This window comes from Cupriavidus sp. 09_S30, assembly GCF_056930435.1.
Window position 1 is genome coordinate 2,365,754 of sequence record NZ_JBXOWI010000001.1, and the last position, 20,334, is coordinate 2,386,087.

Below are 20,334 nucleotides of genomic sequence, written 5' to 3' on the forward strand. Positions count from 1 at the left end.
TTGTTCCCACGAAGCGATGGCGCGTTGATCGGCTGCGCGGCGCAGACCCGTGTATCCCCTGGCCAAGTGTCGTGCTGTAAGCGCGCGCGGCGGTCCCGTCTTAACGACAGCGCCGCACGATTGCTCGACGTGAGTTGCCGGCGATGTGGCAGCCCCGCGGGGAAGACTCACGGGCTGCGTTGGCAACAGTGCGGGACGTGCTTGAGATAGGCGTAGCGATTCGCCGCGGCACATGCCACGCACGCCACCTTGTCAGCTGTCACCCGACAGATAAGCCGAGCGCGCAGCCATACAATGAACATACCGGTCCGTTTGCCGCGCGATCCGGGCGGCGGGCGCACGCCTCCCACAGGAGCCAATCCATGCCGGTGCTCCACAAGGTAGTCGTCTGGACAGTGCTCACGCCAGTCCTGCTGATCACCCTGTTCGTGGCAGCGATCCTGACCTTCGACTGGAACCACCTCAAGCCCTGGCTCAATGACCGGGTATCCGAGGCCATCGGCCGCCCGTTTGCCATCAACGGCGATCTCACAGTCACCTGGCGCAGCGGCGAGGGAGAGACCGGCTGGCATACGCTGGTGCCATGGCCGCGCCTGTCGGCGCGCGACATCACCATCGGCAACCCCAATTGGGCAAAGCTACCGAATCTCGCCACCGTGCGCGAGCTGATCTTCGTGCTGCGCCCGCTGCCGCTGCTGGCTCACCAGATCGCCGTGCCCGCCATTGTGATCGACAGTCCCGCGGTCTGGCTGGAAAGGCTGGCCGACAACCGCAACAACTGGACCTTCGAGACCGGTCCCAGCACCGGGGCGTCGAAGTGGAGCCTGGATATCGGCGAAGTGGCGCTTGCGCGCGCAAGCCTGGCGCTGTCTGACCAGGCCCAGAAGGTGGAACTGCAGGCCACGCTCGACACCATCGGCGACAACGCGCTCGATGACAAGGCGCACGACGGGGCACCAGCCACCCCGGAAGCCTCGGGCACGGTACCGGCGTCCTCGCCGGCGCACGCCGGCGGCACCGTTGCCTCCACGCCTTTGTCCGGACCGCCCGCCACGGCCGCATCCGGCAACCACCGCTACGGGCTGCGCTGGAAGGCCACCGGGCACTACAAAGAGGCCACAATCAACGCCAGCGGCAAGGCCGGCACTGTCCTGAGCCTGCGCGACGCCAATGACCCATTCCCGTTGCGGGCCGACGTGCGGGTCGGATCCACGCGTGCGGTCATTGAGGGCACACTGACCAACCCGGCCCACCTGGGCGCGCTGGACGTCAATCTGCACCTGCAGGGCGACAGCATGGCCAAGCTGTATGCGCTGACCGGCATCGTGCTGCCATCCACGCCACCTTATGCGACGCACGGGCGCCTGCTGGCGACAATCAGGAAAGGCGAGTCGGTCTTCGAGTACCGCAAGTTCACCGGCCGCGTCGGCGGCAGCGACCTGAGCGGCACGCTTGTGTTCGCGCAGCGCTCGACCCGGCCGCTGCTGACCGGCGAACTGGTGTCGAACGAGCTGCGCTTTGCCGACCTGGCCCCGCTGATCGGCGCCAGCGCCCGGTCGGGCAAGGCCGCGCCGGACAGCCCGGTGCCGCAGCCGGCCGACAAGGTGCTGCCAGTGGCGCCGTTCCGCACCGAGCGTTGGGACAGCATCGACGCTGACGTCAGGTTCACCGGCAAGCGGATCATCCGCGACGAGAATCTGCCGGTCACCGACCTGGTTGCGCACCTGAAGCTGCAGGACGGGGTGCTGCTGCTGGTTCCGCTCAACTTCGGCGTGGCCGGCGGCAACCTGGTATCCACCGTGCGGCTGGATGGCAAGCGCAAGCCGATGGGCGCCATGATCGACATGAACGCACGGCGCATGAAGCTCGAGCAGCTGTTCCCGACCGTGAACCAGATGCGAGCCAGCGTGGGCGAGGTAAATGGCAGCGCCCGGCTGTCGGCGACGGGCAACTCGGTGGCGGCGCTGCTGGGCAGTGCCAACGGTGAGGCCAGGCTGCTGGTGGAAAACGGCACCATCAGCAAGTTCCTGCTCGAAGCGATGGGCCTGAACGTCGGCAGCGTGGTCATCTCCAAGCTGTTCGGCGACAAGCCGGTGCAGATCCATTGCGGTGTCAGCGATTTTGCGTTCACCAACGGCATCGCCCGCGCGCGGACCTTCGTGCTCGACACGCAGGACGCTGAAATCCATGCCGAAGGCGCGGTCGACCTGGGCAGCGAGAAGCTGGCCATAACCATCCACCCGGACTCCAGGGGCTTGCGGGTCCTTTCGCTGCGCTCGCCACTGTATGTGGGCGGCACGCTGAAGCAGCCGCGCGTGAGCCCCGATATGGGTGTGCTGGCGCTGCGTGCCGGCGGTGCAGTGACGCTAGCCCTGCTGGCACCGGTGGCAACTGCGGTTGTGCCGCTGGTGGACCTGACTTCTCCCGGACAGAGCAGCCGGTGCGCCAGTCTGCTGGCAGACCTGGACAAGAAGCCGACGGCTCCCTCGCCGGGCAAGGCCTACCGGGATCCGCAGGCCCCGGGTGCTGCCAGCGCCGTCGCTGCCGAACTGCGCAAGCCCGGGCAGCCCGGCGCGGCGCAGCAGGCGAAACAGGTCCAGCAGGCCCTGAAACGCCCGCCAGGCGGACAGCACCAGGCCAACCCTGCGTCGTCGCACTCCCCCTAGCCAGCCAACGATGCGTGCTCTATCCGGGCGGGTAGACACAGGCCTGCACTGCAAATTCGCAACACTTTTTAGGAGACGCCATGAAACGCCGAACCTTCCTTACCGCGGGCGCCGGCCTTGCGCTGAGCGGCCTGACATTGGGCGCCTGCACCACCACTGGCTCTAGTGCGACGACCGACAAGGCGGCACAGCGGCGTGAACTGGACTCAGCGGTGGATGGCACGCTCAACCGCCTGTACAGCAGCGTGGGCGGCTCGCGCGAGCTTGCCGCCAAGGCGCGCGGCATCCTGGTCTTCCCAAAGACACTGACGGCCGGTTTCATCGTCGGCGGCGAATACGGCGATGGCGCGCTGCGCTCGGGCGGTGCCACGCACGGCTACTACCGCATCGTCGCGGGTTCGGTCGGCTGGCAGGTCGGCGCGCAGTCCAAGTCCATCATCCTGATGTTCCTGACGCAGGACGCCTACGAAAAGTTCTTGCACAGCAGCGGCTGGACCGCCGGCGTGGACGCCACGGTGGCGCTGGCAACCGTCGGCGCGAATGGTGTGCTCGACACCAACACGGCGCAGCACCCCGTCGTAGGCTTCGTGATGACCAATGCCGGCCTGATGGCGGGGCTTAGCCTGGAAGGCAGCAAGATTACCAAGCTGGACATCTGACACTGTGTGGGGGAGCACCGCGCGGCGGCGGCTTACCCCACAGATGGAGTCGGGTCTGACATGGTGGCACCCCGGCCGACCGGAGCGGGTTCACCACTTTCCATTTCATCGCCTTACCGCGCCTGTACGCTGGCAGACGTCTGCTCCAGAGAGCTGTCCGTCAAGCGGCGGCGCATACCCCGGGCAACAGATCCTTTGCCGCAACGAACGCATCGGCAAAGAACGCGCCATCCGGCAAGCCGCAGAGACCGCAGAAGTCCTGCCGGGCGCTCTCCACCACTACCGGCGCACCGCAAGCATAGACATGGTAGGCTGCCAGATCGCCGATATCCTCCATCACGGCGCGGTGGACCCATCCGGTGCGCCCCTCCCAGGCATCCGCATCGCAAGCGTCCGACACCACGGGGATATAGGCAAAATCGTCCCAGACCGCCGCCCAGTGCCGGCAAAGGGCATCCATGTACAGGTCAGCAGGTCGACGCCCCCCCCAATACAGGCGCATCGGGCGGCGGATACCAAGACGCATGGCCTCCTCGACCATGGCTTTGATCGGGGCGAAACCGGTGCCACTTGCCAACAGGATGATGGGCGCATCCGACTCTCGCAACCACGTATTGCCGTACGGTCCCTCCACCTGCACGACATGGCCTGCGCCGGGCAAGGGCTCTCGCTCATCGAACAAGCCATCGGTAAAGCGGCCCCCAGGGCAATGCCGGATGTGAAACTCCAGGCAATTCCCTCCGCTTGAAGCTTGCGCGATGGAATAGCTACGGCGCACGCCCGCCCGGGTCGTCAAATCGACATACTGCCCTGGGCGGAAATCAAATTCCGCCTGGCGAGGAAGCTTGATGGTAAGGAGCAGTACATCCGCCGCCCCAGTCCGGCGAATCTCGGCAACGCGACCGAGCATCTTGCGAACTGGCAGTAGCTGCCTGGCAGCGGGTAATGTGGTCGACAGCACCAGGTCGCTGCGCGCGCTTGCCCTGCAGCACAGGACCTCGCCGGACTCCACGCCGTCCATTGCCGCGGGCTCGCCCGCACCTCGATCGATCTGCCCGGAAATCAATTGGACTCGGCAAGCACCGCATATGCCCTGGCGGCAACTGTGCGCAAGTGCCACACCCTGCCGCAGGGCGGCATCGAGCAACATTTCTCCGGCATCCGCGTAAAACACGGCCCCGCCCGGCTCCATCGTTACCGCATAACTCATGGCCGCTCCAAACGAAATACCGGTCGGCGCCTCTCCTTGAATGCAGCGATCCCCTCGCGATAATCGGAAGTACCCGCCGCCCAGCCTTGGGACGTAGCCTCGACCGCCAGCGTTTGCGCCAGCGTCGAATTCATCGCTGCTGAAAGCAGCCTTTTCTCCTCGCGTAGCGCGTCCTGCGGCCCATCGGCGAGCACCTCAGCCAACGCGCGCGCGCGCGTATCGAGCTCCTCGTCGGGCACGAGCAGATCGGCCAGCCCCCAGTCATAGGCATCTTTCCCGCCAACCTGCTCGGCAGTCGCAATCATGCGAAACGTACGGCTCCCACCGATGCGCCGAGCCAGAAGCCAATGCCCACCGGAATCCAGAATGCCGCCAAGGCGAGCGAATGGCGAAGCGAAGGCCGCGGACGGACTGGCCATCACAAGATCACAAGCGAGGGCCAGGCCGAGGCCCACGCCCATCGCCGCACCGCCCACTGCGGCGATAGTCGGCTGCGGTACTTTACTCAACGACTCGATCAGCGGATTGATCTCTTCGTGCAATATGGCAGCAGCATCCTCGCCCGCTACGGCGTCCGAAAGATCACGCCCTGCGCAAAACGCGGCGCCCTCCGCGCGCAGCAACAACGTTCTCACGGCGCGGCTCTGGCCGGCATCCTCAAGAACTGTGCGCAGCGCCCGCACCATTTGCGTAGTCAGTGCGTTGCGCTTGGCGGGACGGGCCAGGGTAATGCTCAGTACCCCATTGACGTCGACAACTTTCAGCTCGTTCACGATGACGCTTCTCCGTACATGCTCTCTATCAGAGATTCCCACTTCCGCTCGATCACGCGCCGCTTGAGCTTCATGGTGGGCGTTACCTCTTCATCCTGCGGCGTCAGTTCGACCGGCAGGATGCGAAAATCCTTGATTGACTCAACGCGGGCAAATTTTGAATTGGCGGCTTCGACCACCTTGCCGATGAGCATGCGGATCTGGGGCACGGCCACAAGACTGGCGAAATCCGTATATGCAAGCTGCGCCTCTTGCGCAAATTTCTCGACGTTCTCTCGATCGATCATGATGATGGCCGTCAGGTACTTCCGCCGGTCACCAATCACCAGCGCATCGCTGATATACGGCGAGAACTTGAGTGCGTTCTGTATTTCGCTTGGCGTAATATTCTTGCCACCGGATGTGATCAGGATGTCCTTGAGACGATCGGTAATATAGAGATAGCCATCGTCATCGAAGCGGCCCACATCACCTGTATGCAGCCAGCCATCGCGTAGCACTTCGGCTGTCTTTCCTTCCTGATTGAGATAGCCCACAAAGACATTGTCCCCGCGCACCAGAATCTCGCCATTTTCAGCAATGCGAACCTGGCAGGAAGCCGCGGGGCGGCCCACCGAGCCCAGGCGCCTGGCATCCCGCAGGTTCGCCGAAATAGTGCCGCATTCGGTCATGCCATAAAGCTCGAGCAAGACCAGGCCAAGCGCCCCGTACCATTGCACAAGCTCCGGCGAGATGGGCGCGCCACCGCTGGCAATCGAGCGCGCCCGCTCAAGCCCCATGCTGGTACGTACCTTGCGCAGGACCACCGGATCAGCAATGGAGAGCGCAAGGACTAGCCACACTGGTGGCAAGAGCCCCTCTGCGGCCAGCCTTTCCCGACGCATACCGAGCGCCATCGCACAACGAAAAGCCCAACGCTGAAAGCGCGTGCCCTCCTTCAACTGCATGTCTACCTGTGAGTACAGCTTCTCCCAGATGCGCGGAACCGCCAGCATGAATTCCGGCTGTACTTCACGGATATCTTCAAGCACCGTCGCAGGATTCTCCACAAAATTGGAGACGACACCGCGGTACATGGAAAAATAGGTGAAATACCGCTCTGCGATATGGCATAGGGGAAGGAATGCGGGACGGTCGTCACCCTCATGCATATCCCAGAGCGGCGCGTTGTTTACCACCTGGAACACCAGATTGGCGTGGCTGACCATTGCCCCTTTCGGCGGACCTGTGGTGCCCGAGGTGTACACCAGAATTGCCAGTGAATCCGGAAGGACCCTCCCTTCCTGGAGCGCGGACCAGTCTGGCTGGGCACGCAACAACGCGGAGCCACGGAGCAGGAAATCGGCGAAGGTGCAAACCATGTCGTCGTCGACGTCGCGCAGCCCTTTCATGTCGAAGACAACAATGAGCCTTAACGCGGGCAGCGTCCCCCTTATCGCCAGTAGCTTGTCGAGCTGCCCGTCATTCTCGACAAAGATGATGGAGGCCTTGCAGTCTCCCGCCAGATAGGCCACCTGGCCGCTGGAATCTGTCGGATAGATGCCCGCGACCACCATCCCAATGCCAAGCAGCCCCATGTCGCAGTACATCCATTCCGGACGCGTGCTGCTGAGAATGCAGGCAGACTCGCCGCCACGGAATCCGCTAGCAGCAAGGGACGCCGCCACCTGGCGTGCGGTGTCGCCGAATTGCCGCCAGCTTATGTCCTCCCAGATCCCGAACTGCTTGCGGCGCAACGCTACGCGATCGCCCCACTTTTCAACCAAAGCCTGGAACATCGTGGCAACAGTCAACCCGACTTCCGGATCCTGACGCAACTCCACCTTCTGGAAGCTGTGGTCCTGCCACTGCGTCCCCGGAGTTCCCTCGCCGGGGATTAGGGTGAGCGTGCTCATTCGCTATCTCCAGATCTTCCTGCGTTTCCACCTCCTGCCTTCCCTCGCCATGACATCCTTGCCTCCTTTCGCTACACGCCCGTCTCTGTCGTTTTCTGTATTGCTTGGCGCGCAGACCCAGTATAATACAAACATCGTTTTTCAACACAACTTATTTGTATTACATGGAGACGGTATGAACCACCCCACCTGGAATGAACAAGGACGTCGGCAACAGCTAGCGCGCTTCGGCTACCGCACCGATGCGCAGACGCAGGCGCCCTTCGCTTTCGACGCTGAATGGAGCCGCCTGCAAGCGGACTTCCCGTGCGCCCCTGGCCGCCACGTGCCCGCCTACGCGGCCCTCGATGCCGTCGCCGCTCAACTCGCCAGGCAGTACATGCGCGACCGGATCCAGCTCGACAGCCTGCTCAACCAATGCGACGCGATCCATGCCGACATCGTTGCTCTGGGCCCGCGCCCGGCCGTCATCGAACGCTACGCGAGCGCGCGCGACGCTTTCGAGGATGCGGTCGAGCGCTTCGGCGCGCTGCGCGGCCAACTGCAACTGGCGCTGGCCGCGGCGGCCCAAGCCAGTGACACGCATGACTCCTCAGCGACGACCGATATAATCCGCGCATCCAAGGAGAATTCGTGATGGCGAAGGCGGCAACGACCAAGGCCCGGCAAGTCAGCTGGGAAAAGCTGAGCGCAGGGCTAGCCGGGCAGGTTCCTTTCTCGCCGAAGGCGATCATCAGCACAGTGTTCGGCGATATGCTCTCGCCCGGCCGCGGGTCGGTATGGCTGAGCAGCATCGTGCAACTGGTGAGCGCGTTCGGGCTGGAAGCATCCCACGTGCGCACCGCCGCGCTCAGGCTGGTGTACGACGGCTGGCTGGATGCGGTGCGCAGTGGCAAGTACAGCTACTACTCGCTCAGCAAGGAAACGTTCGAGAATTCTCGGGACTACTTCGAACGCGTCTATGGTGAGCCCAGGTCCGTCTGGGACGGCAGCTGGCAGATCGTGCTGTTCGAGCCCGACAACTTCGACAAGCGTGTCGTGGCCGATCTCAAGCTGCGACTGCAATGGCTCGGCTTCGGGCCGTTCGCGTCCAATCTTTACGCGGCGCCGGGCAACGACCCCGGCGCCTGCCAGCACCTGGTGCGTGAGCTGAAGATCGAGGGCAAGGTGCAGATACTGAGCGCGACGCCGGCAAGCCAGATGGCGCAGGCGCCGATGCAGGCCACCATCCGCAAGGCCTGGAGCCTGGACGCGGTGGAGGCCGGGTACCGAGACTTCATCGCGTTGTTCGCGCCGGTGCAGGCGGCGCTATCGGACAGCGAGATCCCTCCGGAAGCCGCCTTCCAGGTGCGCACCCTGCTGGTGCTGGCCTATCGCCGCATCGTCTTGCAGGACCCCAAGTTGCCGCTGCAGCTGCTGCCCCCCTCGTGGGCCGGCACCGAAGCCTATGCGCTGTGCCGGGCACTGTATTTCCAGCTCCTGCCGCCTTCCGAGGTGTTTCTCGCCGAGACGGTGCAGACCAGCGAAGGCACTCTCGCCCCCGTCTCGGACGAGGTCTTGCGGCGCTTTGGCGGCGCACCGTCCGCAGCGCCGGCATTGCAAAGCCGGCGCCGCGCGACAAAGGCTCGTCCGGCGTAGCTGGTAAGTCGCAACGGTCAGGTATTCAGCGCAATAGTAAATCGCTGGAGCTCATCCGCCAGTGCCGCGCTTGCCATCCACCCCGGAAAGTGCCCGCCAACTGGATGCTCGTTGCGATAGATCAGCCGGTGAGCCCGTTCAATCCAGCGGCTGGGCGGAGGCGGGAAGAAGCCGCCGCCGAAGCCAGAGAATCCAGTAGGGACCGCGCAGCGTTCGCCGCCAGCCAGCCCCTGCGGCTCGTGGCGATCGGCCCAGTAGATCCACGCGGCGGAGCCCAGGCTGCCGGTTAGCCAGTAGCTGGATGCCAGGATCAGGATCGCCGACTGAAGCCGCTCGGGATCCTGCAGCGCGGCCGGGCCGGACCACTGGTGCAGCTTTTCGGCGATCCATGCCAGCACGAATGCGGGCGAGTCGGCCAGCCCCACTGACAGCGTGGATGGCCGGCTGGCCTGGAGTTCGCGGTAACCTCCATCCACGGCGAGCCGCTTCTGGGTGTTGCGAATCCAGGAGCGCTCGGCGTCGTCAAGCGGGTCTGACACGTCGATGCCCGGCTTCAACCCCATCATCGTCAAGTGCAGGCCTGCAACCCGCTCCGGTGCATCGACCGCCAGCCAGCTGGAGACCACGGCGCCCCAGTCGCCGCCGTGAGCAATCACGGGGCGCAGTTCAAGCCCTTCGTCGATCAGCAGCCGCCACAGGCGAGCGATATCCCGGGCATGCATCGGCCTGGACGGCGCCGACGACCAGCCGAACCCGGGCAGCGAGGGCGCCACCAGCGTAGGGCTTCCCCCGTTGCCGGTGTGGCGCCCCCGCGCCCGCAACTGCTCGATGACCGAGACGTACTCGACGGACAGGCTTGGCCAGCCATGCGTCAATAGAATGGGCCGGGCATTGCCGGTTCCGGCGGCAACGAACGCATGGACATGCAGCGTGCCGAATCCTTCCGTCTCCACTTCGAAGAACACGGAAGGCACAGCGTTCAGCGCCTTTTCCAGCAGGGCGAAGCCGTCCCCGGCTTCCCACCGGGCACACAGAACGCGCAACCATTCCTGGTCCACGCCGAAAGACCACCCCGCACCTGGGCTGGCCGCCGGCCAGCCGGTGGCGCGCAAGCGCACCCGCAGCGCCTCCAGGCGCGCTGCCGGCACTGTAAGCGCAGAGGAATACCGTCTGAGGATTCTCACGCCTCTCTCCCTTTCTCGGCATGCAGCCGCAGCAGTTGCTTGCCGTCGTTGCGGCCCTCGAACACGCGTGCGATCGCCTGCAGCGCATGCTCGATCCCGTCGACGATATCGACACGCTGGCGTAGCGCTCCGGAACGATGCCAGTCCCACAGTCGCTGCTCCGCCGTGGCAAACTGAGGCTCGTAGTCGAAATAGACGAAGCCGCGCATGGTGGCGCGCTGCCCGATCAGCGCAAGGTAGTTGGCTGGCCCAACCGGCTTGCGTGCGTTGTATTGCGAAATGCCACCGCAAAGCACGATGCGTCCACCAGTATTGATCCGCTTCAGCGCCGCGTCGAGCACCGCGCCGCCGACGTTGTCGAAGTAGATATCGATGCCCTGCCCGCACATGGCCTTCAGCCGCTGGTCGACATCGCCGCCTGTGTAGTCGATCATCTCATGAGCGCCGTCGCCAAGCACCGCTTCGCGGCGCCTGGAACTCGCCACACCAATCACGTGGCATCCTGCCAAGCGCCCCAACTGCACGACGGCGGAGCCCACCGAACCCGCCGCTGCCGACACCACAAGCGTATCCCCGGGGGCCGGCCGGCCAACGTCGAACAAGCCGAAATACGCGGTAATTCCCGCCAGGCCGCAAGTGCCGAGCGCGACCTCATCCGGGATATCGTCTGGAATGCGGCGCACGCCGACACCCTCCGTGAACCCATCCGACAGAGCATGCTCGCGCAAGCCGAACAGGCCGCTAACCCGTGTGCCTTCCGGGAAATCCGCGCAGCGAGATGCGATTACCACGCCGGCCGCGATCGCCCGCATCGGCTCGCCGAGCGCGACCGGCGGGATGTAGGAGCGCAGTGGGCTCATCCATCCTCGCATGGCAGGATCAATCGACACGGTGGTCACGCGAACAAGAAACTGCCCCCGGCCAGGCATGTCGATCTGGCTGTCATGAAGCACAAGGTCCGCGGATGAGACCGCTCCTTCTGGCCGGCGCTCCAGGCGCCACTCCCGATTTCGCATCATGTTCAGCGATGAAGAAAGACAGGTTTGCGCCGGTCGGCGAAAGCGCGCATGGCTTCCTTTTGGTCATCCAGCGCAAAGGTCGCGTGCAGAAGGCGGCGCTCGAAGCGAAGGCCACCACTTAGGCCCGTATCGAAGGCGGCGTTCACGCTTTCCTTGATCATCTCGACAATGGGTAGCGAGTATCCGGCGATACGCGCTGCCATTTCCACGGCTGTCCGGATATGGTCGCCGGCCGGAACTACGATCGAGACGATGCCGATGCGCTCCGCCTCCTCCGCGCCAATCAGTCGCCCTGTCAGGCAGAACTCCATCGCTTTCGCCTTGCCAATGGAGCGGGCCAGGCGCTGCGTGCCGCCGCCGCCGGGAATGGTGCCAACCGAAACTTCCGGCTGTCCGAAGCGGGCGCTAGCGTCGGCCACCACAATATCGCTCATCAGCGCAAACTCGCAACCGCCGCCAATGGCGTAGCCGGCAACCGCCGCGATGACGGGCTTGCGGCAATATGACAGCACTTCCCAATCACGGCTGATGAAGTTCCGCACATAGGCTTCGGCGAACGTCTTCTCGGTCATCTCCTTGATATCGGCGCCCACGCTAAAGCAGGATTCGCCGCCCGTCACGACGATCGCACCGATTTCCGGGTCTTCGTCGAGCGCGCTCACAATGCGGCTAAGCTCGAGAACCAGCGCTTCGTTCAGCGCGTTCTTTGCTTCGGGCCGGTCTAACGTGACCAGCCCGACGCGTCCGATTCGTTCAGACAATACCAACGACATCTTTGCTCCTCCTGGGTTTTTTTCTCTTACTCGGCGGCAAGCCGTGAATCGAGTTCCTGATCGTCCATCGCGTAGCCCATGCGCTGGTCATAGTCCGGTTGAACGCCGTCGACCCATTCAAGGCCAGCTTCCAGAATGCGTTTCCTGACGAGTTCAAGGTACTGTGCCTGGCACGCCTCGGGCCGCAGGATCTTCAGGCCCATCTCGTAGTAACGCTCGAAGTTGGCGGACTGCGTTTCCCCCGCCACGGAAGGACGGCCGTACATGCCCATCCCCATCGCGAGGAACTTTGGAACACGCCGTTGCAGCCGCTCCCACGCTTGCGAGCCGCCGAATTCGATCGCCCGCTTGGCGGCCCAAAGGCCAAAGCCCATGTGCCCCACCTCCTCACGTGCGATCCGTTCCGAGGCACGGGCCCATGGGAGGTAAGAGCATTTGGTGTACTGCCCCAGGAAGATCACCGCGCCAGGCGTTGCGACGCACGACATCATCGCCACGTCTTCCCAGCACTGGAACTGGTCGCGCCAGTAGGAGCGGCGAAACCCGTTGATCACGTTGACCAGCGCCGGGTCGGGGTTCTCCGGATGGTCGCGCAATTCGGCAAGCCTGGGCTTTACGTCGATACCTAGGTCTTCCAGCACGGTCCACAAATAGAAGGCATGACCGTATTCCTCCATTGTCTTCTTGGCGAGCCGATAGGCCTCCTCCGGCCGCGGCGCGAAGCAGAGGTTCTCGCCGACCCGCTGGGCGCCGGCATACTCGGAATCCGCCTGGAAGCTGAGCAAATGGATCAAGGCCTTCCTGTAGTCGGAAGGAAGGGTATCTCCCTTGTCGTAGTACTTCATCTTGTTCTCCTGTTGAAAAGGGGGGCAGATCGCAGATCCGCTGCGCGTTGTCTATCGGATTGACAACGTGGATTCGGGCCAGGGGAAGAGCAGATTGGCGCCAGGCTCGGACGCTCTGGCGTCTTCCCGAAGACGCCACGATCTCGGAGCGCACGCCACCTGCCGAACCTCATCGAAGCGCAGACGCATGGCATTCACGCTGGCGCTTCCCCAGGATGCGCCGATGCCGCTGAGGTCGCTGTAGCTGCCCAGCACGATCTCCTTGTCCGACACACCTCTTACATGCGCCATCCCGACGCATGGAAGCAATGCGCAGAACGCGAGCCACAGTACAACGAGTCCTCGTGGTTTCACTTGTCTCCTCCATCGATGCTCTCGACTTTCTAATACAAACTTTAGATGCACAATAGATGTTTTTGTATTACATTGCAAGAGATCAGTGAACGAGGAAATCTCACTTCTGGCGGGCATCCGCATCGTCGCAGGCACCCAGTCCTGCTTTGCAAGCTGGACAGCGCTGAGGCTGGTCCGCCGAGTCAACCTAGGATGAGAAGAATGAAGAACGCAATGACACCCTATGTAAGCCCGCTTGAAGCCCTCGCATTTGCTGTTGCCGCCGCGGCGGACGGCGGCTTACGGCTGGCAGTAAAGGAAGACCTGGATTGGGAGACATTCCAAGGCATCCTTGCGGCAAACGCCCGCCTGACCGAAGAGATCTTGCTACCGTTGAGCCGCCATGCGGACACGACGCATCCGGTACTGCACGCCGATGGCGAGGTCACCACCTCCGAAGCGGCGCGTAGCGCGTACAAGCAGTTCATCGACGGTGGCTGGCCGGGCGTTCCTCTGCCCGTTGAGCTTGGCGGATTGGGACTTACGCGCCTGGCATGGGCGCCTCTTGCAGAAATGTGGAATGCGGCCAATCCCGCCTTCGCGCTGTGCCCTGTGGGCAACGTTGGCGCGATCGACGCACTGCTCGCCTCCGCACCGGCCGGGATCATCGAACGGTATGTGCCGAAGATGGTGGCGGGAACATGGCCTGGCACAATGAATATCACCGAACCTCAAGCGGGCTCGGATCTATCGCTGATCCGCGCGAGAGCCATCCCGGACGCTGGCCAGGGACCCGGGCATTACAAGATTTTCGGGCAGAAGATCTTCATCACATTTGGCGAGCACGATCTCGCCGAGAACATCGTCCACCTGGTGCTTGCCCGATTGCCGGATGCGCCTGCAGGTGTAAAAGGCCTATCCTTGTTCCTCGTGCCGAAGTTCCTGGTCGGCAGCGACGGGAAGATCGGCGAGCGAAACGATGTCAAGTGCGTGGCGCTAGAGAACAAGCTCGGCATTCACGGCAGCCCGACAGCAGTGATGGTCTACGGCGAGATGGGCGGGGCCAGCGGCCTGTTGATCGGCCAGGAGAATCAGGGCCTCAATGCGATGTTCGTGATGATGAATCTGGCGCGCTTCAGTCTCGGCCTGCAGGGCACGGGCATAGCCGAACGTGCCTGCCAGGCGGCGTTTTCCTACGCTGCCAACCGCATCCAGGGGCGCCACACTGCATCCGGCGGGAAAGCGGTCGCGATCATCCGGCATCCGGGGGTCAGGCGCGCGCTGCTAAATCTGAAGGCCAATACCCATGCTGCACGCAATCTGACCTACTACAGCGCGTCGCTAATTGATGTGCTCGGCTCGTGCGCGCCAGACGCTGAACGGCAGGAGGCACAACGCTTGCTCAGTTTCCTGACACCCATCGTAAAGGGCTGGGTTTCGGAAATGGCGGTCGATTCAACCAATGCCGCGCTGCAGATCTTCGGCGGCGCCGGATACATCGAGGAGACCGGCGTAGCGCAGCTTGTACGCGATGCACGCATCACCACAATCTACGAAGGGACCACCACCATACAGGCGAACGACCTGGTGCACCGCAAGGTGATAGGAGACAAGGGAGCGGTCTTCGCACTGATGGCCAAGAAAGTCATGGATACCGCCTTGCGCCTGCAAGCTTCACCAGCGCCGCGCCTGTGCCGCGCCGGCGCCCAGCTTGCCGCGGCGCTCTCGCAGGTTTCCGCGGCCACGGACTGGATCGTCAGGCAGGGCGAGGATCGGATCGAGAGCGTGCTCGCGGTGGCCGAAACCTATCTCGAGGCCTGCGGCAGGCTCTTCGGTGGCTGGCGCCTGCTTCATGCCGCGTCCCTCGCCCGAGGCGGCGCGGTTGCGTTTCGGTGCTCACCCTCGCTGGCCGACGAGTTGGAAGCCTGTTCTTCCTACTTTGCCGACTGGAAGCTGAGTCAGGTTGATGGCCTGAGCTCGGCAGTCATTCATGCCGGCGCGAGCGTGACCGATGCAGGCTTCCTCTTTGAGGATGCCCCAGCAGCATGAGGCCGACCGCGGCAAACCTCCAGCCTCAAAGTCGTTGATATCGAACTCCCCCAAGGAAACGAAACACATGGCCCTCCCCTCAATTTTGCAGAATCTGGCGTTGCCCGTGATGGCTTCGCCCATGTTCATCGTCAGCTATCCGGAGCTGGTCCTCGCGCAATGCAAGGCTGGCATCGTCGGCGCCTTTCCGACCCTTAACGCACGCCACCCGGAGTTGCTTGACGAGTGGCTGACCCGCATCGCCGAGGAACTGAGCGCCTTCAGGGTGGCGAACCCTGGCCAGCCTGTCGGGCCGCTGGCAGTCAACCAGATCGTGCACCAGTCGAATACCAGGCTGGAGCGTGACGTGCGCGTCTGCTTAGATCACAAAGTGCCGATATTCATCACCAGCTTGCAGGCGCCGGTAAAGGAGATCCTTGACGCGGTGCACAGCTACGGGGGCATCGTCCTGCACGATGTCATCAGCGTGCGCCATGCGCGCAAGGCGCTGGAAGCTGGAGTGGATGGGCTCATTGTGGTAGCTGCCGGCGCCGGCGGCCATGCGGGGACCCTGTCCCCCTTCGCGCTAGTCGGCGAGGTCCGAAAATTCTTCGACGGTCCGCTAGTGCTGTCGGGCGCGATTGCCAATGGTGAGGCCATCCTCGCCGCGCGCGCGATGGGTGCCGATCTCGCGTACATTGGCACGCGCTTCATTGCCTCGGAGGAGAGCAATGCCGCAGAGGGCTACAAGCAGGCCATCGTACAGGCCAATGCAGCCGATATCGTCTACACCAACCTGTTCTCCGGTGTACACGGCAACTATATGCGGCAGAGCATCCTGAACGCAGGGCTGGACCCGGATAACCTGCCGCTATCCGACAAGAGCAAGATGGATCTCTCCGGCGGCGCGAGCAAGGTCAAGGCGTGGAAGGATATCTGGGGGGCTGGACAGGGCGTTGGGTTGATGGATGACATTCAGCCGGCAGCCCGGATCGTTGCGCAACTGCAGGCTGAGTATCATGCCGCGCTCCGCCGGCTGCTGGCACAAGACGCTTGACAAGCCTTCGGCACCAGACCGGATCGACGACAGTGCGGCCCGCGCATGGGCCGCGCTGGTGGCGCCATGCGCTACGTCGAACGAGCCTTTGCCGCGCGCGCGAACGACCCGAAGCCGAGCCATTGCAGTCGCAGCTTGAGATCGGCCACGACCATTCAGCGTCGAAAGCGAGTGGCGCCTGCGTCTGCGCATCGGTGCGGTAGCCGAAGCGCGCCAGCTGTTGCCGACGTCCTTGTTCGTTCCAGGTGGCGTGGTTCATACCGCCCCGATGTAATACAAATAAGTTGCTTGAAAAAGCGTAATCCGTATTACACTGGGACTGTGCGCCAAGCATACCCTTTGCGCCGGCTTGATCGTCCTCCGCGCCCCCAGATGCATGGCAACGCGGACAGATGGCGCAGCAAACCTGAGAAGGTATTTCCTCCTGAAACGACCCGAAGGGATACGGGTCCCAGCAGTCAAACATCAAAGGTGAGCCAGCAATCATGGAAGTCGAAACATCTCACATCGCAGTTGCGGTATCGGACCGGATCATGCACATCACCTTGAATCGCCCGGAAAAAAAGAATGCGATGACAAGGCAGATGTACATCGCTATTGCGGAGCATCTGGAGCACGCGGCAAACAGCGCGGAGATAGCTGCGGTGCTCGTGACAGGCGCCGGCACCTCATTCTCTGTCGGCAATGACCTCGCCGACTTTATCGACGCGCCGGAAGACCTGTCCACCTCCCCCGCGCTTGCCTTCCTGGATGCCATCGCCACGTTTCCAAAGCCACTACTGGCCGCGGCGCAGGGACACGTGATTGGCGTTGGCATGACCTTCCTGCTGCATTGCGACCTGGTGCTGGCCGCGCCCTCGATACGGGCAAGCGTGCCCTTTGTCCAGCTTGGCCTTTGCCCCGAAGCCGCCTCCAGCTATTTGCTGCCCGCATTGCTCGGGCACCAGCGCGCAATGGCGAGCTTTCTTCTCGGAGAGAGCATGTCCGCCGCGCAGCTGGCCGAAGCCGGTTTGGTTTACAAGGTCGTGGACGATGACGCCTTGCTCGGAGCCGCGAAGGCATTGGCCGCCAGGCTGGCGTCGCTCCCGTTGCAAGCCGCCATGGCCACCAAGAAGCTATTGAGAAACCATGCCGCGCCAGCTGTCAAAGCAGCCCTCGCCGCCGAAGCAAAGGAATTCCAGCGCCTGATGACAAGCGCGGAAGCACAGGAGAGATTTCGCGCATTTCAACAGCGCGTCCGCACTGCCTAGCGCGACATGCGCATATGGGGCTCCGCTGCCGAAGCCCTCCAGCGTGGCGCCAGATCCGCACCGCGGCAATCCAGCCATTCATTGAAAGGAGACATCTTGGGAGAAATCCTGATCTCTGCCAGTGCATCGATCATGCTAGCGCTCGGCGCCGTGCACCTGGCATACACCTTCGCCTCACGCAAACTCCACCCCAAAGACCAGAACACAGCCGTTCTGATGCAGGCTTCCTCTCCGGTCATTTCCGGCCGGACAACTATGTGGGATGCGTGGATCGGCTTCAACGCCAGCCATAGCTTCGGCGCGATCCTGTTCGGGCTCTTTTACTTGTACCTGGCGCAAGCTGCTCCTGGGCTGCTGACGGCATCCTTGTTTCTCCAGCTTGTCGGCGCATTGGCATTGGCCGCCTACGCCGTCGTCGCGAAGCGCTACTGGTTTCGTACGCCACTGATCGGCATCTTGCTCGCGATTTCCCTGTACCTCGCCGGCGCGATTGCTCTGGTGTCGTAACACGGCGCAACTCGGCACGCGAGGGCCTGCTCTACTGGGCAGCACCCGCGGCGGTCCGCCGACGCTTGTCATGCCATGTGTCCACTGCGATGCGATCGCTATGCAGACACGCCCGTTCGCAACAAGGGAATAGCCGATCTGCTGGCGTACCGGACTGCCTTCCGGGTGCCCGCCAACGCATGCGCCAATCAGGCGAAGGATCAGCACAGACTCATGGCGACCCTCTTCCTATCAAGGGAGTGCACGCGTTGTACCAAGTCATGCAAGCCTGACCAAAAATCAATCACATAAATAGCGGAGGAGAACATGAGAACCATTGCACAGATCTGCGCGTCAGCCGCGCTGTGCACCCCTGCCCTTGCCTACGCCCAGAATGTCCTGCTTGGCGGTCAGATCAAATTGGGGCTAGATGCCTCATCGGTAAGCGGAGCGACGAATCCCGGCGGAACGGCGTCGCACGTATCCCGGCTAAGTAACCAAACCAGCTTCTTCTTTCTCGACGGAAAGGAAGATCTCAGCAACGGCACGAAGGCCCTCTACCATCTCGAATGGGACTTCTCCGCCGACACCGGCGCGCAGGGCGCAGGCCGGGCCTTCTATGTTGGAGTCGATAGTGCAACGTTCGGGCGCCTGCAGTTGGGCCGGCAGAGCGTGTACTTCAGCCATCACTGGTTTATTACCGACACGCACGGCGCATTCGACGCGGCGCCCAGCGCCGCCAACTCATTGAATGTGATCGGTTCCATCAATGGCGCCAATTTCGCGGGTAACTACCTCAACAACACCGTGCGCTACGAAACGCCGATTTTCAGCGGCTTCGCGGTAATGGCATCGTACTCTTTCGATGCCGAGCAGCCCGGCGCGGGCCGCAATCGTACTTGGTACCTCAGCCCCAGCTACACCAATGGCCCTTTGAGTATTGGCTTCTACCATATGCAACGAAACAGCCAGGGCATCCTGCCCTTGCAAACGGTAGGATCGCTCGACCAGATGGCCGACAAGTTCGCCATTGGCTACACATACAACGGCTTGCGCCTCGGGGCCGTAGTGGATCGCAATCGCGTCGACGATAGAGCGACCGGCAGCAGACAGGATCGCATCGCCTTCTCCGTTCCGCTAAGCTACGCGACGGGTCCGCATCTGTTCTCCGTAACATACGGACAGGCGCTGCCGATGCACCAGAACGGCAGCACATTGGCCGATACCGGCGCGCGCATGTTGTCGGTCAGCTATCAATACAGCCTGAGCAAGCGCACCTGGCTGGATGTGTCAGCGGTTGAGCTGCGCAACCAGAGCAATGGCCGTTACAACTTCTGGCTGGGCGGGCTCATCGCCTCATCGCCGTTGCCCTTGCAGGACGCCGGCGCACGGGTGCGCATGTTCTACGCCGGTATCAAGCACCAATTCTGACAGCAAGGAGGCTACCCGAGTTGCTCGGCGTAGCCCTCGCTGTGGCCATTACCGGCATACGGCAAGCGTGCCGGCTCCGGATTTGATCCTCTGTGGCACCAGCCAACCAATCCTCGTCATTTGATTGAGGAGGAGACGTGCCACTTGGGAAAATACGTCTTCACGACGTCGCCATCGGCACGCAGGGAATGACATTGATCAATGGGAAACGGGCGTACGTCTGCAGTCTGGAAGCTAAAGCTTTCCTCCGCCATGCCCTGAATGATTGCCGTCGGCAGCATTGCCGCCAGTTCGTTCAAATGCGTGCAGCCTTTGATCCCGCCGGTCCGTTCGGCGAGCCCGCGGCGGAACTGCTTGAGCACGTTTAACCCGGTCAGCAGTTCGTAGACATCGGCTGCCGATTCACAGCTTCCCGGGTAAGGCACGCGGTCGGAAACTGCACCTGCTGCGAGGATATTGAAATCTCCGTCCAAGACCAGGCGAACCATCATGCGATGTATCGGCCTTCCGGCTACATGCACGCCGTTTGGCGCGAGCACATCGTGGGTCTTGACATCCTGGAGGGAGGCATCGATCTCCCAATTGCCATCCTGGCGCCGGAATACCTCGATGCTGATCGACCGCGTATGCCGCAGCACGCGGCCGCGGTCGGATAGTGGCAAAGCCATGATTGCTGATCCGTGGCTGGTTGGCGCCCGAAAGCGATGCCTGCGGGCGCCAGGGAGAAAGCTCGAGTTGTAACCCTGCTCCTGTTCAGGCTTCGATCCAGGCCTTGAATACCGGTGGCACCTCCCAGAGCGCGGCCAGAGCATCTAGCCCGCTGCGCAGGTGCGCGGATTCGCGATGACTGGCGAAAGCGGCCTTGCCCTCCCACTTCTCAAGGAGGAAATAGGCCATCTTGTCGCCTTTGGCCTGGTAATAGCAGTAGCTTACGCAGCCTTGTTCCGCTCGGCTTCTCGCTACGAGCGCATCGAGTATCTCGATGGCTGCCTGTTCTTCGTTTTCCTTGATCCGCAAATCCGTGGTCATGATGACCGTGCCGCTGCCTGGCATCCCATTGACTCCCATAGCCTTCGCTCAATGAATT

The 20,334-nt window shown here is 62.8% G+C and carries 18 protein-coding genes; 9 read left to right on the top strand and 9 right to left on the bottom strand.

Features of this window, described 5'->3' with window-relative positions; translation table 11 throughout:
- Positions 1–362: 362 nt before the first annotated feature.
- Both AC1Z3O_RS11145 and AC1Z3O_RS11150 read left to right on the top strand, forming a co-directional pair.
- Positions 363–2,666, top strand: coding sequence for an AsmA family protein (locus tag AC1Z3O_RS11145; protein WP_483515779.1), 2,304 nt, complete (start codon positions 363–365; stop codon positions 2,664–2,666).
- A gap of 80 nt (positions 2,667–2,746) precedes the next feature.
- Entirely contained in the window at positions 2,747–3,325 is a 579-nt protein-coding gene (locus tag AC1Z3O_RS11150; protein ID WP_483515780.1) for a BPSL1445 family SYLF domain-containing lipoprotein, read from the top strand.
- Positions 3,326–3,485: 160 nt separating this feature from the next.
- Here AC1Z3O_RS11150 and AC1Z3O_RS11155 read toward each other — a convergent pair whose 3' ends face one another.
- The 3 genes from AC1Z3O_RS11155 to AC1Z3O_RS11165 are packed head-to-tail and all read right to left on the bottom strand — an operon-like array spanning position 3,486 to position 7,203.
- Positions 3,486–4,535, bottom strand: a complete 1,050-nt coding sequence (locus tag AC1Z3O_RS11155) for a 2Fe-2S iron-sulfur cluster-binding protein (RefSeq protein ID WP_483515781.1) — start codon at positions 4,533–4,535, stop codon at positions 3,486–3,488.
- Positions 4,532–5,308 carry an enoyl-CoA hydratase/isomerase family protein gene (locus AC1Z3O_RS11160; RefSeq protein ID WP_483515782.1) on the bottom strand — a complete coding sequence of 259 codons (777 nt, stop codon included), beginning with the start codon at positions 5,306–5,308 and terminating at the stop codon, positions 4,532–4,534. Before AC1Z3O_RS11160 ends, AC1Z3O_RS11155 begins: the two co-directional genes overlap by 4 nt.
- The gene (locus AC1Z3O_RS11165) at positions 5,305–7,203 is read right to left on the bottom strand and encodes an AMP-dependent synthetase/ligase (RefSeq protein WP_483515783.1); all 1,899 of its coding nucleotides are present in this window, start codon (positions 7,201–7,203) and stop codon (positions 5,305–5,307) included. Before AC1Z3O_RS11165 ends, AC1Z3O_RS11160 begins: the two co-directional genes overlap by 4 nt.
- Here AC1Z3O_RS11165 and AC1Z3O_RS11170 point away from each other — a divergent pair.
- Both AC1Z3O_RS11170 and AC1Z3O_RS11175 read left to right on the top strand, forming a co-directional pair.
- Positions 7,190–7,840 (top strand): hypothetical protein, encoded by a 651-nt coding sequence (locus AC1Z3O_RS11170; protein WP_483515784.1) that lies wholly within the window; start codon positions 7,190–7,192, stop codon positions 7,838–7,840. The genes AC1Z3O_RS11165 and AC1Z3O_RS11170 overlap by 14 nt on opposite strands.
- On the top strand, positions 7,840–8,841 hold the full coding sequence (locus AC1Z3O_RS11175; RefSeq protein WP_483515785.1) for a PaaX family transcriptional regulator: 1,002 nt from the start codon (positions 7,840–7,842) through the stop codon (positions 8,839–8,841). The genes AC1Z3O_RS11170 and AC1Z3O_RS11175 overlap by 1 nt, the downstream gene beginning before the upstream one ends.
- Positions 8,842–8,858: 17 nt before the next feature.
- Here AC1Z3O_RS11175 and AC1Z3O_RS11180 read toward each other — a convergent pair whose 3' ends face one another.
- From AC1Z3O_RS11180 to AC1Z3O_RS11195, 4 genes are read right to left on the bottom strand one after another with little or no spacing between them, the layout of a single operon-like run.
- Positions 8,859–9,989 (bottom strand): epoxide hydrolase family protein, encoded by a 1,131-nt coding sequence (locus tag AC1Z3O_RS11180; protein WP_483515786.1) that lies wholly within the window; start codon positions 9,987–9,989, stop codon positions 8,859–8,861.
- Between the two features lie 32 nt (positions 9,990–10,021).
- Positions 10,022–11,044 carry an NADP-dependent oxidoreductase gene (locus tag AC1Z3O_RS11185; protein WP_483515787.1) on the bottom strand — a complete coding sequence of 341 codons (1,023 nt, stop codon included), beginning with the start codon at positions 11,042–11,044 and terminating at the stop codon, positions 10,022–10,024.
- A 2-nt stretch (positions 11,045–11,046) separates the two neighbouring features.
- A complete protein-coding gene (locus tag AC1Z3O_RS11190; protein WP_483515788.1) occupies positions 11,047–11,817 on the bottom strand; it encodes an enoyl-CoA hydratase-related protein in 771 nt (256 codons plus the stop codon).
- A 26-nt stretch (positions 11,818–11,843) separates the two neighbouring features.
- On the bottom strand, positions 11,844–12,662 hold the full coding sequence (locus tag AC1Z3O_RS11195; RefSeq protein ID WP_483515789.1) for a Phenylacetic acid catabolic protein: 819 nt from the start codon (positions 12,660–12,662) through the stop codon (positions 11,844–11,846).
- Positions 12,663–13,217: 555 nt separating this feature from the next.
- Between AC1Z3O_RS11195 and AC1Z3O_RS11200 the strand changes: the two genes are divergently transcribed.
- The 5 genes from AC1Z3O_RS11200 (at position 13,218) to AC1Z3O_RS11220 (ending at position 19,247) form a co-directional block, all read left to right on the top strand.
- Positions 13,218–15,044, top strand: a complete 1,827-nt coding sequence (locus tag AC1Z3O_RS11200; protein WP_483515790.1) for an acyl-CoA dehydrogenase family protein — start codon at positions 13,218–13,220, stop codon at positions 15,042–15,044.
- Between the two features lie 67 nt (positions 15,045–15,111).
- Positions 15,112–16,080, top strand: a complete 969-nt coding sequence (locus AC1Z3O_RS11205; RefSeq protein WP_483515791.1) for an NAD(P)H-dependent flavin oxidoreductase — start codon at positions 15,112–15,114, stop codon at positions 16,078–16,080.
- Between the two features lie 485 nt (positions 16,081–16,565).
- The gene (locus AC1Z3O_RS11210; RefSeq protein ID WP_483515792.1) at positions 16,566–17,330 is read left to right on the top strand and encodes an enoyl-CoA hydratase-related protein; all 765 of its coding nucleotides are present in this window, start codon (positions 16,566–16,568) and stop codon (positions 17,328–17,330) included.
- A gap of 96 nt (positions 17,331–17,426) precedes the next feature.
- Positions 17,427–17,837: an LIC_13387 family protein gene (locus AC1Z3O_RS11215; RefSeq protein WP_483515793.1), complete on the top strand. Its 411-nt coding sequence runs from the start codon at positions 17,427–17,429 to the stop codon at positions 17,835–17,837.
- 306 nt (positions 17,838–18,143) lie between these two features.
- Positions 18,144–19,247: a porin gene (locus AC1Z3O_RS11220; RefSeq protein ID WP_483515794.1), complete on the top strand. Its 1,104-nt coding sequence runs from the start codon at positions 18,144–18,146 to the stop codon at positions 19,245–19,247.
- Between the two features lie 116 nt (positions 19,248–19,363).
- Here the strand turns inward: AC1Z3O_RS11220 and AC1Z3O_RS11225 are convergent, their stop codons facing one another.
- Together AC1Z3O_RS11225 and AC1Z3O_RS11230 are read right to left on the bottom strand one after the other, a co-directional pair.
- Entirely contained in the window at positions 19,364–19,915 is a 552-nt protein-coding gene (locus AC1Z3O_RS11225) for a DUF2889 domain-containing protein (RefSeq protein ID WP_483515795.1), read from the bottom strand.
- Positions 19,916–20,000: 85 nt separating this feature from the next.
- Complete coding sequence (locus tag AC1Z3O_RS11230) at positions 20,001–20,300, bottom strand: putative quinol monooxygenase (protein ID WP_483515796.1); 300 nt, start codon at positions 20,298–20,300, stop codon at positions 20,001–20,003.
- Between the last annotated feature and the right edge of the window lie 34 nt (positions 20,301–20,334).